The following is a 14,574-nucleotide window of genomic DNA, read 5'->3' on the forward strand; positions in this document are numbered from 1 at the left end:
GGTTATCCGATTCCAGGGATGAGACGGACGAGCAGGTCGATCAGCCAGATCCCGAGGAACGGGCTGACGATGCCGCCGAGGCCGTAGACCAGCAGGTTCCGGCGCAGCAGCGCCGAGGCTGAAGACGGTTTGTACCGGACGCCGCGCAGGGCGAGCGGGATCAGGCCGACGATGATCAGGGCGTTGAAGATGACCGCCGACAGGATCGCCGACTTCGGCGTCGCGAGCTGCATGATGTTGAGCGCGCCTAGCTGGGCGAAGATGCCGGTGAACATCGCGGGCAGGATCGCGAAGTACTTCGCGAGGTCGTTGGCGACGCTGAAGGTGGTCAGCGCGCCGCGGGTGATCAGCAGCTGTTTGCCGATCTCCACGATCTCGATCAGTTTCGTCGGATCGGAGTCGAGGTCCACCATGTTCCCCGCCTCCTTGGCGGCGGAAGTCCCGGTGTTCATCGCGACGCCGACGTCGGACTGCGCGAGCGCGGGGGCGTCGTTGGTGCCGTCGCCGGTCATCGCGACCAGCCGCCCGCCCTCCTGCTCCTTCTTGATCAGCGCCATCTTGTCCTCGGGCTTGGCCTCGGCGAGGTAGTCGTCGACGCCCGCGTCCCGCGCGATGGCCTTGGCGGTGAGCGGGTTGTCCCCGGTGATCATGACGGTCTTGATGCCCATCGCGCGAAGCTGGACGAACCGCTCCTTCATCCCCGGTTTGACCACATCGGACAGCCGGATCACGCCGCGCACGAACGCTTTCGCACCGTCGTACTCCGCGACCACGAGCGGGGTCCCGCCCTGCCGGCCGATCTCGTCGACGACGCGTTCGGTCTCGTCCGGCATGTCGCCACCGCGTTCGCGGACCCACTCACGCACGGCGGTGGTGGCCCCCTTGCGGACCTGGCGTTCACCGATGTCGATGCCGCTCATCCGGGTCTGCGCGGTGAACTCGACGAAATCCGCGAGCTTCTCGTCGTCGGACGCCGTCTCCGCGAGACCGTGTTCCCTCGCGACGAGTTCGACGATGCTGCGGCCTTCCGGCGTGCCGTCGGCGAGGCTGGACAACCGGGCCGCCTTGGCGATGTCGTCCACAGTGGACGCTCCGACCGGGATCAGCTCGGTGGCCTTGCGGTTGCCGAAGGTGATCGTGCCGGTCTTGTCCAGCAGCAGCGTCGAGACGTCCCCTGCGGCCTCCACCGCGCGACCGCTCGTCGCCAGGACGTTCCGCTGCACCAGCCGGTCCATCCCGGCGATGCCGATCGCCGACAGCAGCGCGCCGATCGTCGTCGGGATCAGGCAGACCAGCAACGCGGTCAGCACGATCACGGACTGCTGGCTCCCGGAGTAACCCGCCATCGGCTGCAGGGCCACGACGGCGAGCAGGAAGATGATCGTGAGCGTCGAGAGCAGGATGGTCAGCGCGATCTCGTTCGGCGTCTTCTGCCGCGAAGCGCCCTCCACCAAGGCGATCATGCGGTCCACGAAGGACTCGCCGGGTTTGGTCGTGATCTTCACGACGACGCGGTCAGAGAGCACCGTGGTGCCGCCGGTGACCGCGCACCGGTCACCGCCCGATTCGCGGATGACCGGGGCCGACTCGCCGGTGATGGCCGATTCGTCGACGGTCGCGATGCCCTCGACGACGTCGCCGTCACCCGGGATCACCTGGCCGGCCTCGACGACCACGAGGTCGCCGACGCGCAGGTCCGCGCCCGGCACTGTCTCCTCGTCGCCGTCCTCGGTGAGGCGGCGCGCGACGGTCTCCTTCTTGCTGCGCCGCAGGGTTTCCGCCTGTGCCTTGCCCCTGCCCTCCGCGACGGCCTCGGCGAGGTTCGCGAACAGGACGGTGAACCACAGCCAGATCGTGATGAGGATGGTGAACACGCTCGGGTCGGTGATCGCGAAGACGGTGGTCAGCGCCGAGCCGATCCACACCACGAACATGACCGGGTTGCCGAGCTGATGGCGGGGATTGAGCTTGCGCAGCGCCTCCGGCAGGGAGGTCAGCAGCTGGCGCGGGCTGAAGATCCCCGCGCCGACCCGGCCGGTGTTCTCCACGTGGTGCTGCGTTGTCTCTTCAGGGGTCCGTTCCTGGGTCATGGTCATGCGAGTGCCTCTGCTATGGGCCCGAGCGCGAGCGCCGGGATGAACGTGAGGGCCGCGACGAGCACGATCGTGCCCGCGAGCATCGTGCCGAAGAGCGGTCCGGTGGTGGGCAGCGTGCCGGCGGTCTCCGGAACCTTCCTCTGCGCGGCAAGGGATCCGGCCAGGCACAGCACGGCGAGGATCGGGACGAACCTGCCTAGCAGCATGGCGACGCCGAGCGAGGACTGGAACCAATCATTGGTGACGGTGATGCCGGCGAACGCGCTCCCGTTGTTGTTGCCCGCCGACGCGTAGGCGTAAAGCACCTCGGAAAGCCCGTGGGCGCCCGAGTTGTTCAACGCGGCCAGGTTGCCGGGGTTCATCAGCGCGATCCCGGCGCCGAGCAGCACCACCGTCGGCATGGCGAGCATCGAGACCGCCGCGCAGGTGACCTCGCGCTTGCCGAGTTTCTTCCCCAGGTACTCCGGCGTCCGGCCGACCATCAGCCCGGCGAGGAACATCGCGATCACGGCCATCACCAGGATCCCGTAGAGACCGGTGCCCACCCCGCCCGGCGAGATCTCGCCCAGCAGCATGTTGAGCAGCGCTCCGCCGCCGCCGAGCCCGCTGTAGCTGTCGTGCATGCTGTTGACCGCGCCCGTCGACGTGCCCGTGGTGGCGTTGGCGAACAGGGAACTCAGTCCGATGCCGAAGCGCTGTTCCTTGCCCTCCATGTTCGCCCCGGCGGCCAGCGGCGCCGGTCCGCTCGCGTTGGCTTCGGACAGCCAGGTCACGGCGAGCATCGCGGTGAACAGCCCGGCCATCACCGAAAGCAGGACGTAACCCTGCCGCGTGTTGCCGACGAGCTTGCCGAACGTCCGGGTGAGCGAAACCGGGATGACCAGGATCAGGAAGATCTCGATCAGGTTGGTCCAGGCGTTCGGGTTCTCGAACGGGTGCGAGGAGTTGGCGTTGAAGATGCCGCCACCGTTGGTACCGAGCTCCTTGATCGCCTCCTGGCTCGCGGCGGGCGCGAGCGCGATCTTGCTCGCGCTGCCGTCCGGGTTGAGGACATCGATCCCGCTCTTGAGGCTCTGGACGACGCCGAGTGCGATGAGCACGATCGCGGCCACGAACGAGATCGGCAGCAGGATCCGGATCGTGCCGCGGGTCAGGTCCACCCAGAAGTTGCCGAGGCGGTCGGTCTTCGAGCGGACGAACCCGCGGACGACCGCGACGGCGACCGAAAGGCCGACGGCGGCGGACAGGAAGTTCTGCACGGTCAGTCCGGCCATCTGCACGAAGTGACCCATGGTCGCTTCGGGGCTGTAGGACTGCCAGTTCGTGTTGGTCACGAAGCTGACGGCGGTGTTGAAGGCGACCGCCGGCGAGACCGGTTCCTTGCCGAGACTCCACGGCAGGATCGCCTGGAATCGCTGAAGCAGGTACAGGAGCACGACGGAAACGAACGAGAAGCCGATCACGGCGGACGCGTAGGTCTTCCATTGCTGTTCCGATCCGGGGTTCACCCGGAACAGGCGGTACAGGCCGCGTTCGGCCTTGGTGTGCTCCTCCGTAGAGGAGACAGTGAAGACGCGCGCCATGTAGTCGCCCAGTGGCCGGTAGACCACGGCGAGCGCGACGAGGAGGAGACCGGCCTGCAGGAGGCCGGCCGCGGTGTCTGACATCAGAATTTCTCCGGCCTGACCAGTGCGATGAACAGATAGACGATCAGCCCCAACGCCAGCAGTCCGCCGACGACGTTGGCCACGGCTCCCGTGCCGGTCACAGCTTTTCCAGACCGCGAAGGGTCAGGGCGAGAACCACGAATACGCCGATCAGGAGCACGGCGTAGAGCAAGTCGGCCACTAGGCACCTCTCAGGACAGGTCACCCCATCGGCGACCAGGACCCCGCAACACTGCGCCTGGTACAGACCATCGAGGCCCCTGCCTGACGGCCTCTTGATGCCCCGATCGGGTGCCTTTACGACTTCTTGATGCCCGGTGACGTGCCCCACAGACCGTGACGCACTGCGGACGGAGCGTGCAATTCGGGCAGACAAGCCGCCCGAAGCGTGTTACACCAGTGTTACGGGTAGTTGTATGTGCTAACTAATCACCAGGAGGTAGCGATGTGCGGAATCGCCGGGTGGGTCTCCTACGGCACGGACCTGACACAACGCCGCGAGGTCGTCGACGCGATGACCGCGACCATGGCGTGCCGCGGACCGGACGACTCGGGCACCTGGGTCCGGCCGAACGTCGCGCTGGGCCACCGGCGGCTGGCGATCATCGACCTGCCGGGCGGCAGGCAGCCGATGGCCGAAGCCGGGCTGGCCGCGATGGTCTACAGCGGTGAGGCGTACAACTTCACCGAGCTGCGCGAGGAACTTCTCAAGCGGGGCCACAAGTTCGAGACCGACAGCGACACCGAGGTCGTGCTCCACGGTTACCTGGAGTGGGGCGACGAGGTCGTCGACCACCTCAACGGCATGTACGCCTTCGCGATCTGGGACGAGCGCGACGAGAAGCTCGTGATGATCCGCGACCGCATGGGGATCAAGCCGTTCTACTACTACCCGACCCCGGACGGCGTCCTGTTCGGCTCGGAGCCGAAGGCGATTCTCGCGAACCCCTTGGCGCGCAAGGTGGTCGACACGGACGGCTTGCGCGAGCTGATGTCCATGACCAAGACCCCGGGCTGGTCGCTGTGGAAGGGCATGCACGAGGTCGGGCCGGGCACGATCGTCACCGTCGACCGCTCCGGGATCCGCACGCGGACGTACTGGAAGCTCGACGCGAAACAGCACACGGACGACCAGGAGACCACGGTCGAACGGGTCCGCGAGCTGATGACCGACATCGTGCACCGTCAGCTGATCGCCGACGTGCCCCGTTGTGTCCTGCTCTCCGGCGGGCTCGACTCCAGTGCGGTCACCGGCCTCGCCGCCGCACGGCTGGCGGAACAGGGCGAACGGCTGCGCACGTTCTCGGTCGACTTCCAGGGCCAGGAGGAGAACTTCCAGCCGGACGAGGTGCGGGACACCCCGGACTCGCCCTACATCCGCGATGTCGCGCGGCTGGTCGGCTCGGACCACAAGGACGTCGTGCTGAACCCGGCCGAGCTCAGCGACCCCGAGGTCCGTCGCAAGGTACTGACCGCGCGGGACATCCCGGCCGGGCTCGGGGACATGGACACCTCGCTGTATCTGCTGTTCAAGGCGATCCGCGCGGAGTCGACGGTGGCACTGTCCGGCGAATCCGCCGACGAGGTCTTCGGCGGATACCGCTGGTTCCACGACGAAGCCGCGGTCAACTCGGGAACGTTCCCCTGGCTCGCCTTCCAAATGGGGCTCACCAGTGAGCGGGGCGCCCTCCTGCGCGGCGAGGTCCAGGAGAAGCTGGACCTGCCCGGCTACATCGCCGACCAGTACGCCACCGCCGTCGCCCAGGTCGAGCACCTCGACGGCGAGAGCGAACAGGACCGCAAGATGCGCACGGTCTGCAACCTCCACCTGAGCCGGTTCGTGCGGATGCTGCTGGACCGCAAGGACCGGGCGTCGATGGCCGTCGGGCTCGAGGTGCGCGTGCCGTTCTGCGATCACCGCCTCGTCGAGTACGTCTACAACACGCCGTGGTCGCTGAAGACGTTCGACGGCCGGGAGAAGAGCCTGCTGCGGCACGCGACCGAACACGTGCTGCCGACGTCGGTGCGGGACAGGGTCAAGAGCCCGTATCCGTCCACTCAGGACCCCGGCTACGCGGCGGCGCTGCAGCAGCAGGCCAAGGAGGCCCTGACCGAACGGGACAACCCGGTGTTCGACCTGGTGGACCGCGACTGGCTGCACCGGATGTCCGAAGTGGATCCGGCCACGATGCCCTCGGCCCAGCGCTCCGGGATCGACCGGGCGCTGGACCTCTACCACTGGTTCGACCTGTACCGGCCCGAACTTCGGCTCGACTGAGTTCCCGGTCCGCCGCCGTCTCAGCGACGGCGGCGGACCGTGCCCCCTACCGCGACGCCCCCGAGCACCGCGGTCGCGGCGAGCAGGATGCCCGCCTCGGTCCACTGGAACCGCCAGAACCGGCCGGCGGGCTGGTAGACGGTGAAGTCGCGGTATCCCGCCGCCTCGACGCAGGCGTTCATCCCCTTGCCGCGAGGACATTCGGGCACCTCGTCCAGCAACCGCAGCTCCCGCCCGTCCGGCGCGACCCTCCCCGCCCGCACGATCAAGCCGTCCTTTGTCGAGGGATCGACGCCGACCGTGCGGACCGGCTCGGCGTAGTGCGGCCGCAGGAGCATCAGCGTGATCGCGGCCGCGACGAACACCGCGGCCGTGATCGCGATGGCGGGCAGGGTTTTGCGCACCAGCACCCCCGCCGCGGCCCCGAGGGCGAAGGCGAACAGCCACCACGCGGCGGGCGCGACGCCGACGGCGCCGAAGTACGACGTCTCGCCGAGCGTCTCGGCCTTGCCGGGGAAGATCTCCAGCCAGCTGCCGAACATCTGCCCCGAGGCGAGCCCGGCGAGCGCCGCGGCCACGGCGAGGACGCCGAACTTGACGCCCAGCCAGCGTCCACGGTTCACCGACTGCGTCCACGCGAGCTGATACGTGCCCCGTTCGTATTCCCTGGCGAGCAGCGGCGCTCCCCAGAAGACACCCGCCAGCAATGGGACGAACGGCAAGGTCACGATCAGCGGGTAGACCTTCTGGTAGAGGTCTTCCAGTCCCGCGTCGTAGTCGCGGCAGGGCACGCCGCCGCCGTAGCAGTACGAGGAGATCTCGCCGCTCGCGGCGTCGCGGGCGGCCTGCCCGGACAGGAGCAGGATCCCGCCGACCACGGCCAGGAAGCCGAGGGTGACGAGCAGCTGAGTGCGGTGCTGCCGCCAGGTGAGCCAAAGCAAGGAAATATGCCTTTCTAGGAACGGCGCCGGATGGCGAAGGTCGCGGCGACGGCGAGCAGGAGGGAGACGCCCGCCAGGATCGCGGCTTCGGTCCACTGGAAGCGCCAGTACCAATCCTGGGGCAGGACCTTGAGCGCGGTGATCTCTCCGGCGGCGTCCCTGACCATTTCGACGACCCGGCCCACGGGTTCCTGACCGGTTCCCAGCGTGACGAGCCGCGGTTCCGCGTAGAGGTCGCGCACGTTGCTCAGGCCGATCATCAAGCCCACCGTCACCGCGATGGTGGCGGCGATGGCGGGCAGGGTCTTGCGGATGAGCGCGCCCGCCGCGGTACCGAGCACGAACCCGAAGAGCCACCACGCGCCCGGCGCGACGCCGGTCATCGTGAACAGGACCGGGTTGTCGAAGCGGCTGGTGAAGGCGGTGTCGCCGCGGTCGGCGGGGAAGACCTCCACCCAGCGCTGCATCATCGCGCCGAACGCGAGGCCGCCGAGGGTGGCGAGAACGGCGAGGAACCCCAATTTCACGCCCAGCCAGCGGAATCGTGAGATCGACTGCGTCCAGGCGAGTTTCGTCGTGCCGCGCTCGTATTCGGCCGCGACCAGCGGGGCGCCCCAGAAGACGCCGATCGCCACGGGGACGACCTGGAGCCAGGAGAGGTACTGGTACAGATCCGCGAACAGCTTCGCCGGGTTCGGACTGTCCGCCGCGGCGTTCCCGTTGACCAGCAAGAGGATCCCGACGGCCACGAGCAGGGCCGCGGTGACCAGCAGCTGCATCCGGTGCTGGCGGTAGGTGAGCCAGAACATCATTCCCCCTTACGCCGAAGCCAGTGTCGGACGAGGCAGGCTCGCGGACTCGGGCCGCCTCAGGTAGGCGAGCACCAGTTCCTCCAGGTTCGCCGGCCGCTCGGTCCACTGTGGACTCAGCGGAACCGGCGCGGTGCGGGCGAAGACGGTCGCTTGCCTTCCGGTCCTGACCTCGTCCACGACCGTGACACGCTTGGCCAGCGCGTCAGCCTCCTCCACCGGCCCGGACAGGGTCCGGTGCCCGGCGACGAGTTCGTCGATGTCGCCGCTGACCTGGACACGGCCGCCGTTGAGGACGATCAGCCAGTCGCAGGTGTTCTCCAGGTCGGAGACGACGTGGGACGAGAGCAGGACGGTCATCCCGGTTTCGGCGACCGCCTCCATCAGCCCGCGCATGACCTCGTGGCGGGCCAGCGGGTCGAGATTGGCGAGCGGCTCGTCGAGCACCAGGAGGTCCGGGCGTTTCGCGAGCGCGAGGGTGAGCGCGACCTGCGCGCGCTGCCCGCCGGACAGCTTGCCGACCTTGTGCTTCAAGGAGAGCCCGAGCGAATCGACGCGCTTGAGCGCGAACTCGTCGTCCCAGCCGGGATTGAGGCGCCTGCCGAACTTGAGCATCTCCGCGATGCTGAAGCCGGAGTACAAGGGCTTGTCCTGCGCGAGGAAGGCGGCGGTTCCCTGGATCGAGACCGAGCCGAGGCTCGCGTCGAGCAGTCCGACGGCCAGGTGCAGGAAGGTCGTCTTGCCCGCGCCGTTGGGCCCGACCAGTGCGACGACGCGTCCTTTCGGGACGGAGAGGGAGCAGTCCCGCAACGCCCACTTGCGGCGGTAACGCTTGCCGAGACCGGTCGCCTCGATGACGGGATTCTCAGTCATGCGGTTCGCTCCCCTCGAAAGCCGTCGACCACCACCGAGGTGAACAGTGCCTCGACGTCTTCCTGATCCAGCCCCGATTCCCGCGCGTCGCGGACCCAGGCTCCGAGGCTCTTGCGCAAGCGTGTGCGCTCCGCGAACGAAGCGCCTCCCAGCGTCTTCTGCACGAAGGTGCCGAGGCCCGGCTTCCCCTCGACGAGCCCTTCGCGTTCCAGCTCGCGATAGGCCTTGAGGACGGTGTTGGGGTTGATCGCCAGATCGGCGACCACTTCCTTCGCCGTCGGCAGCCGGTCCCCCGGTTCCAGCAACCCCAGCCGGAGGGCGTTCTTGACCTGCTGGACGAGCTGGACGTACGTCGCGACGCCCGAGCCCTTGTCCAGGTGGAAGGTGACCACTGGCAACACCCTTTCACTAATTAAGTAGTGAAAGGGTGCAGGCAGGCGCCCGCACCTGTCAAGTGATCGATGGTGGTCACGCCGAAAACCGTGAAGGCCCCCTTGAGGGACTCTGGATCCCTCAAGGGGGCCTTCACGGAAAACCCCAGCCCCAGTCAAGAAGAAGCGCCAGTCCGACGACACGGGGGAAGACGTCGAGCTGGCACTACCCCCAACCCCCACCGCCGTCAGATGGCGGTGCCTGTGCAAGTTGAAGGTGCCCACCGTCGTACCGGAACCGATTGGGGGGTCCTGCCCGTCTGGTTGGTTGGGCACGGTTCCGGCGACGGGTCCTCGGTGGACACAGGGCAAGGATCACGCCGTCCGGATGCAGGGCGCTTGCACTACGCTTGCAGGCTCCGACGAGGTGAGCGGAGGTGACCGGGTGGAGTTCCGCGTCCTCGGCGCCGTCGAGGCGTGGGCCGGTGGCGTTCCGGTCGATCTCGGCTCGCCCAAACAACGGCTCGTGCTGGCGGTTCTGCTGCTGGAGGCGGGCAAGCCGGTGCCGCGCGACCGGATCATCGACCTGCTCTGGCCCGAAGAACCACCCGCCAGTGCACGGAACACCGTTCAAGCGCTGGTGTCCCGGCTGCGTGCGGTGTTCCGCGGCGCGGGCGGACCGGAGATCGTCTCCGAGGGCACCCGGTACCTGCTCAAGGTCGACCCGCGCCAAGTCGACCTGCATCGCTTCACGGAGCTGACGGCGCAGGCCAGGGACGCCGACGACGAGACCGCCGTGGAGCTCTTGGACGAGGCGCTCGGTTTGTGGCGTGGCGAGGCGTTGTCCGATGTGGTGAGCGGCGAGGTCGCCCAGCGGCTCCGCGGCGGCATGAACGAGGAACGCTGGACGGCGCTGGAGGATCGCGCCGAAGCGCAGCTGCGGCTCGGCCGCGGCAGGCAGGTCCTCGCGGAGCTGACCGAACTGGTCGCCGCGCATCCCTTGCGGCAGCGGTTCGTCGGGCAGCTCATGCTCGCGCTGCACCGCGAAGGCCGCACCGACGACGCCCTAGAGGCCTACCGTGCCTTGCGGGACCGGCTCGGTGCCGAACTGGGCCTCGATCCGTCGCCTGAGCTGCGACGGCTGGAAGCCGCCATCCTCGCCGCCGATCCCGCCCTCGAGCCCGGGACGGCCGCGGCCAAACCCGAGCCGGTCCGTCCGGCGCAGTTGCCGCACGACGTCCGGGGGTTCGCCGGGCGGGCGGCCGAGCTGGAACGGCTCGACGAGGCGACCCGGCACGCGGGCGAGGGCACCGACATCTGGGTCATCAGCGGGACCGCCGGGGTCGGCAAGACCGCGCTCGCGGTCCGCTGGGCCCACCGCGTGCGCGACTCGTTCCCCGACGGCCAGCTCTATCTCGACCTGCGCGGCTTCGACCCCGACCACGAACCGCTCACCCCTGCCGTCGCGCTCACCCAGCTCCTCCAGGCGCTCGGCACCGCGCCCAAGGCGATCCCGCCGGACACCGACACACGAGCCGCGTTGCTCCGTTCCCTCCTTGCCGACAGGCAAGTGCTCCTGGTGCTCGACAACGTGCGCGACAGCGGCCAGGTGCTGCCGCTGCTGCCGCCCTCGGGCACCGTCCTGGTCACCAGCCGCCAGCGACTCGGTGACCTCATCGTCCGCACCGGCGCCCGCGCGCTCCCGCTGTCCGTGCTGCCCGCCGAGGACGCGCGGCATCTGCTGGAAGCCGTGCTCGGCAGCGAAACCGTGGCCGCCGAGGAGGGCGCGGCCGCGGAACTGGCCAGATTGTGCGGGCATCTCCCGCTCGCCCTCCGGATCGCGGCGGCCAACCTCGGCGCGAGCGGCGAACCCGAGATCGCCGAACTCGCCCGCGAGCTGGCCGGTGGCGACCCGCTGGCGGAGCTGACCGTCGACGGCGCCGAAGAAAGTGCCGTGACCACGGCGTTCGGCGTCTCCTACCGGGCGCTTCCCGAAGAGCACCGGCAACTGTTCCGCCGTCTCGCGCTCGTCCCCGGCCAGACGTTCACCGCCCCCGCCGCGCAGGCGCTGACCGGCGTTCCGCACTCGAAGGCGAACCAGCAACTCAAGGCGCTCGCGGCGGCGCATCTGGTCGAGCGCTACACCCCGGGGCGCTACCGGTTCCACGACCTTCTCCGCAGTTTCGCGGCGGGCCGCACGTGGGCGGAGGACACGAAGGGCGAACGGGACGCCGCGGGGAGGCGGCTCTTCGAGAGCTACCTGACCACCGCCGACGCCGCCGGCCGTGCCCTCATCCCGCACTTCCTGCGCCTGCCGCGCGAAGAACCGGCGGACAAACCCTTCGCCGACACCGAAGAGGCGCTGGCGTGGCTGGACGCCGAATGGCCGAACCTGGCCGCCGCGGTCGAGCACAGTGCCGAACACGGCCCGCCCGAGTTCTCCTGGCACCTCGCCGACGCGCTCCGCGCCTTCTTCCACCAGCGCGGGCATCACGCGGAATGGATCGACACGGCCTCGACCGCGCTCAAGGCCGCCCGCCGCAGCGGTGCGGGGCAGGCACAAGCCGCGATGCACCTGAGCATCGCGCTGGCCTGTGTCAACAGCGGCCGCTACGACGAAGCGCGCGAACACCTCACCAGTGCCTTGCGCGGAGACCTGCTCGACGGATGGGACGCCGGCCGCGCGGCCGTGCTCAACAATCTGAGCGCGGTGCACCAGCGCCTCGGCGACCCGCAGGAGGCGATCCGCTGCGGGCTGGAATCCCTGCGGCTGTGCGAAGAACTGAACATGCCCGCCGTCTCGATGGCACTGGCGAACCTCGGTTTCCCGTACTGGCAGACGGGTCAGCTCGACGAGGCGCTCGCCAACTTCACCCGTGCGCTGACGATCGCCGAACGGGACGGCGCCCGGTTCAGCGTCGCGGTGCTGCTCGTCGACCTCGGCAACGTGCACCGCGACCTCGGCCTTCCCGACGACGCCTACGACTTCTACACCCGCGCGCTCGCGGCCAACCGCGAACTGGGCTACACCTACGGCGAAGCGACGGCGCTGTCCGGCAGGGCCGTGCTCGAAAGCAGGCGCGACCCGAGCGAGCAGAACCGCAGGGACGCGCTCCAAGCCGTCGAACTCACCCGCAAGATCGGTGACCGGGGCACCGAGGCATGGACGCTCGTCGGGCTCGGCGAGGTCTGCCTGCGGCTCGGCCTGCCCGAGGAGGCCGCCGAACATCACCGGCTCGCGTTGTCCATCGCGCGGACGACCAGTTTCTTCTGGTGTGAGGCCGCCGCGCGGACCGGGCTCGCGGAAACCCTGCTGAAACTGGGAAAGCTCACCGAAGCCCGGACGCACGGCGAACTGGCTCTGGAACTCGCCGCGCGCTCCGGTTACCGGCTCGTCGAGGAACGCGCGAAGCTGATCCTGGACGAGCTTTAGCCGCGCGCCTCCTCGACCCGGACCGGGCGGCGTTCACGACGCGAGACCTCGCACGCCTCGGCGATGTAGAAGGCCTCCAGCGCGTCCGTCACTCCGCACGGGCTCGGCGCGCGACCCGCGGCGACATCGAGGAACGCCTTCAACTCACTGATGTACGCGGGCCGGAAGCGTTCCATGAACCCGGGATAGGCCGGGCCGGGCAACGGCTGGGCGCCGGGTTCCACCGAGGTCAGTGGCGCACGGTCGTCCAGGCCCACCACGGCGTTGCCCGCCGAGCCGAGGACCTCCAGCCGGACGTCGTAGCCCGCCCCGTTGTAGCGCGTCAACGAGACCACCGCCAGCGTTCCGTCGTCGAGCGTCAGGGTGGCGGCCGCGGTGTCGACGTCACCGGCGTCGACGAAGAACCGCTCGCCCTTGTTGGTACCGACGGCGTAGACCTCGACGACTTCGCGGCCGCTCACGAACCGGACGACGTCGAAGTCGTGCACCCCGCAGTCGCGGAACAGACCGCCGGAGTGCGCGACGTACTCGGCGGGCGGCGGTGCCGGGTCGAGCGTGGTCGCGCGCAAGGTGTGCAGCCAGCCGAGTTCGCCCGAAGCCACCGCCGCCCGGGCGGCCGCGTAGCCCGCGTCGAACCTGCGCTGGAAACCGATCTGCACCGGCACGTCCGAACCGGAGATCTTGTCGATCACCGCGAGTGTTCCCGGGATGTCGGCGGCGACCGGTTTTTCGCAGAACACGGGGATTCCCGCGTCCACGGCCTTGAGGATCAGCTCCGGATGCGCGTCCGTCGCCGCGGCGATCACCAGGCCGTCCAAAGAGGACGCGAAAAGCGAGGGGATGTCCGCCGCCGCTTCGACACCGAGCTTGGCCGCGGCGGCCTGGGCGCGGGCGGCGTCGACGTCGGCGACGACCACGGAGGAAACCTCGTCGAAGCTCTTCAAGGTCTCGGCGTGCGAAGTGCCGATCCGGCCGGTGCCGGCGAGTCCCAATCTCATGTGGTTACCTTTCTGGAGCGGCGGTGGTCGAGCGGACCACCAGCGACGGGTGCAGCAGATGCCGGACCGGTTCGGCACGTTCGCCCCGGACCCGTTCGAGCAGTGCTTCGACGGCCAGCCTGCCCATTTCCGTGCGCGGCTGGTCCACAGTGGTCAGTGAGAGATGGCGCAGCGCGGCGAGCGAGGTGTTGTCGTAGCCGACCACGGAAACGTCTTCGGGCACTCGCAGGCCCGCCTCCTCCAGTGCGGAGATCGCGCCGACGGCGTTGAAGTCGTTGCCCGCCACCAACGCCGTCGGCATTCCCCCTTGCGGAGGCTCGCCGAGCAGTTCGTGCACGGCCTTCTCCCCGGCGGTGTCGGTGTGCTCGCTGCGCACGATGACCGGGTGCAGCCGATGCCGCCGCATGGCCTGCTGGTACCCCCTGCGCCGGGCCGCCGCGCCGGCCGCGAGACCACCGTCCAGATGGGCGATCCTCCGGTGCCCCAAGGAGACCAGATGATCGACGGCGAGCGCGGAACCCGCCTCCCCGTCGTCGTTCACCGTGTCCACCCCCGGGGCGCGCGAAGTACGCGACACCAGGACGACGGGGCCTTGCGCGGCCGCTTCCTCGATCGCCGCCGCGGGCACCACCGGCGACAGCAGGATCACCCCGGCCGGACGGAAGGACAGCAGGCTTTTCAGCGCGGCGCGCTCACGCGCGGGGCTGCGGCCACCGGTGTTGAGGATCAAGTGGAACCCGGCCGCTTCGGCCGCCGCGTCGAGCCCTTCCACGACGTCGGCGAAGAACGCGTTGCGGAGATCGGAGACCATCACACCGAGGACGGTCGACGTCCGGCTCGCCAGCGACCTGGCCATCGCGTGCGGTTCGTAGCCCAGTTCGTGCGCCGCGCACAGCACCCGCGTGCGCCGTTCGTCGGAGACGTTCGGCGCGTTCCGCATCACCAGTGACACGAGCGCACGGGACACCCCCGCTTTCGCGGCGACGTCCTCCATCGTCGGTCGCGCCATCTTCACTGCCTCCAACCCCTTGACTTTGCTGTGACGGACGCTACAAGATTAGAGCGCTCTAAGCAATAGAGCGCTCTAATCCGACTCCGGAGGCCGCCG

At 69.0% G+C, this 14,574-nt stretch carries 11 protein-coding genes; 2 read left to right on the forward strand and 9 right to left on the reverse strand.

What is annotated here, in order from left to right; translation table 11 throughout:
• Window positions 1-2 precede the first annotated feature (2 nt).
• From kdpB to kdpF, 3 genes are read right to left on the reverse strand one after another with little or no spacing between them, the layout of a single operon-like run.
• Window positions 3-2,096 (reverse strand): potassium-transporting ATPase subunit KdpB, encoded by a 2,094-nt coding sequence (gene kdpB / locus H074_RS17255; RefSeq protein ID WP_007031323.1) that lies wholly within the window; start codon window positions 2,094-2,096, stop codon window positions 3-5.
• Window positions 2,093-3,763, reverse strand: a complete 1,671-nt coding sequence (gene kdpA / locus H074_RS17260; RefSeq protein WP_007031324.1) for a potassium-transporting ATPase subunit KdpA — start codon at window positions 3,761-3,763, stop codon at window positions 2,093-2,095. The genes kdpB and kdpA overlap by 4 nt, the downstream gene beginning before the upstream one ends.
• The gene (kdpF, locus tag H074_RS17265) at window positions 3,763-3,864 is read right to left on the reverse strand and encodes a K(+)-transporting ATPase subunit F (RefSeq protein ID WP_007031325.1); all 102 of its coding nucleotides are present in this window, start codon (window positions 3,862-3,864) and stop codon (window positions 3,763-3,765) included. Before kdpF ends, kdpA begins: the two co-directional genes overlap by 1 nt.
• A 344-nt stretch (window positions 3,865-4,208) precedes the next feature.
• On the opposite strand from kdpF, the gene asnB reads away from it, so the two are divergent.
• The gene (gene asnB / locus H074_RS17270; RefSeq protein ID WP_007031326.1) at window positions 4,209-6,041 is read left to right on the forward strand and encodes an asparagine synthase (glutamine-hydrolyzing); all 1,833 of its coding nucleotides are present in this window, start codon (window positions 4,209-4,211) and stop codon (window positions 6,039-6,041) included.
• A gap of 20 nt (window positions 6,042-6,061) precedes the next feature.
• Here asnB and H074_RS17275 read toward each other — a convergent pair whose 3' ends face one another.
• From H074_RS17275 to H074_RS17290, 4 genes are read right to left on the reverse strand one after another with little or no spacing between them, the layout of a single operon-like run.
• A complete protein-coding gene (locus H074_RS17275; protein WP_007031327.1) occupies window positions 6,062-6,982 on the reverse strand; it encodes an ABC transporter permease subunit in 921 nt (306 codons plus the stop codon).
• Window positions 6,983-6,996: 14 nt separating this feature from the next.
• Window positions 6,997-7,791, reverse strand: coding sequence for a transporter (locus H074_RS17280; protein ID WP_039922806.1), 795 nt, complete (start codon window positions 7,789-7,791; stop codon window positions 6,997-6,999).
• A 9-nt stretch (window positions 7,792-7,800) separates the two neighbouring features.
• Window positions 7,801-8,664, reverse strand: a complete 864-nt coding sequence (locus H074_RS17285; protein WP_007031329.1) for an ABC transporter ATP-binding protein — start codon at window positions 8,662-8,664, stop codon at window positions 7,801-7,803.
• On the reverse strand, window positions 8,661-9,056 hold the full coding sequence (locus tag H074_RS17290; protein WP_007031330.1) for a GntR family transcriptional regulator: 396 nt from the start codon (window positions 9,054-9,056) through the stop codon (window positions 8,661-8,663). The genes H074_RS17285 and H074_RS17290 overlap by 4 nt, the downstream gene beginning before the upstream one ends.
• Before the next feature lie 424 nt (window positions 9,057-9,480).
• Here H074_RS17290 and H074_RS17295 point away from each other — a divergent pair, with 424 nt between their 5' ends.
• A complete protein-coding gene (locus tag H074_RS17295) occupies window positions 9,481-12,468 on the forward strand; it encodes an AfsR/SARP family transcriptional regulator (RefSeq protein ID WP_007031331.1) in 2,988 nt (995 codons plus the stop codon).
• On the opposite strand, the gene H074_RS17300 is transcribed toward H074_RS17295, so the two are convergent.
• Window positions 12,465-13,466 carry a Gfo/Idh/MocA family protein gene (locus tag H074_RS17300; protein ID WP_039922703.1) on the reverse strand — a complete coding sequence of 334 codons (1,002 nt, stop codon included), beginning with the start codon at window positions 13,464-13,466 and terminating at the stop codon, window positions 12,465-12,467. The two genes, H074_RS17295 and H074_RS17300, sit on opposite strands and share 4 nt — an antisense overlap.
• A gap of 4 nt (window positions 13,467-13,470) precedes the next feature.
• A complete protein-coding gene (locus H074_RS17305; protein ID WP_039922808.1) occupies window positions 13,471-14,475 on the reverse strand; it encodes a LacI family DNA-binding transcriptional regulator in 1,005 nt (334 codons plus the stop codon).
• Window positions 14,476-14,574 lie beyond the last annotated feature (99 nt).

Source organism: Amycolatopsis decaplanina DSM 44594, assembly GCF_000342005.1.
GTDB classification, from domain to species: Bacteria; Actinomycetota; Actinomycetes; order Mycobacteriales; family Pseudonocardiaceae; genus Amycolatopsis; species Amycolatopsis decaplanina.

Coding starts and splice junctions, on each gene's coding strand:
- kdpB (WP_007031323.1), bottom strand. CDS start 2,096: ATGACCATGACCCAGGAACGGACCCCTGAAGAGACAACGCAGCACCAC.
- kdpA (WP_007031324.1), bottom strand. CDS start 3,763: ATGTCAGACACCGCGGCCGGCCTCCTGCAGGCCGGTCTCCTCCTCGTC.
- asnB (WP_007031326.1), top strand. CDS start 4,209: ATGTGCGGAATCGCCGGGTGGGTCTCCTACGGCACGGACCTGACACAA.
- H074_RS17280 (WP_039922806.1), bottom strand. CDS start 7,791: ATGTTCTGGCTCACCTACCGCCAGCACCGGATGCAGCTGCTGGTCACC.
- H074_RS17285 (WP_007031329.1), bottom strand. CDS start 8,664: ATGACTGAGAATCCCGTCATCGAGGCGACCGGTCTCGGCAAGCGTTAC.
- H074_RS17300 (WP_039922703.1), bottom strand. CDS start 13,466: ATGAGATTGGGACTCGCCGGCACCGGCCGGATCGGCACTTCGCACGCC.
- H074_RS17305 (WP_039922808.1), bottom strand. CDS start 14,475: ATGGCGCGACCGACGATGGAGGACGTCGCCGCGAAAGCGGGGGTGTCC.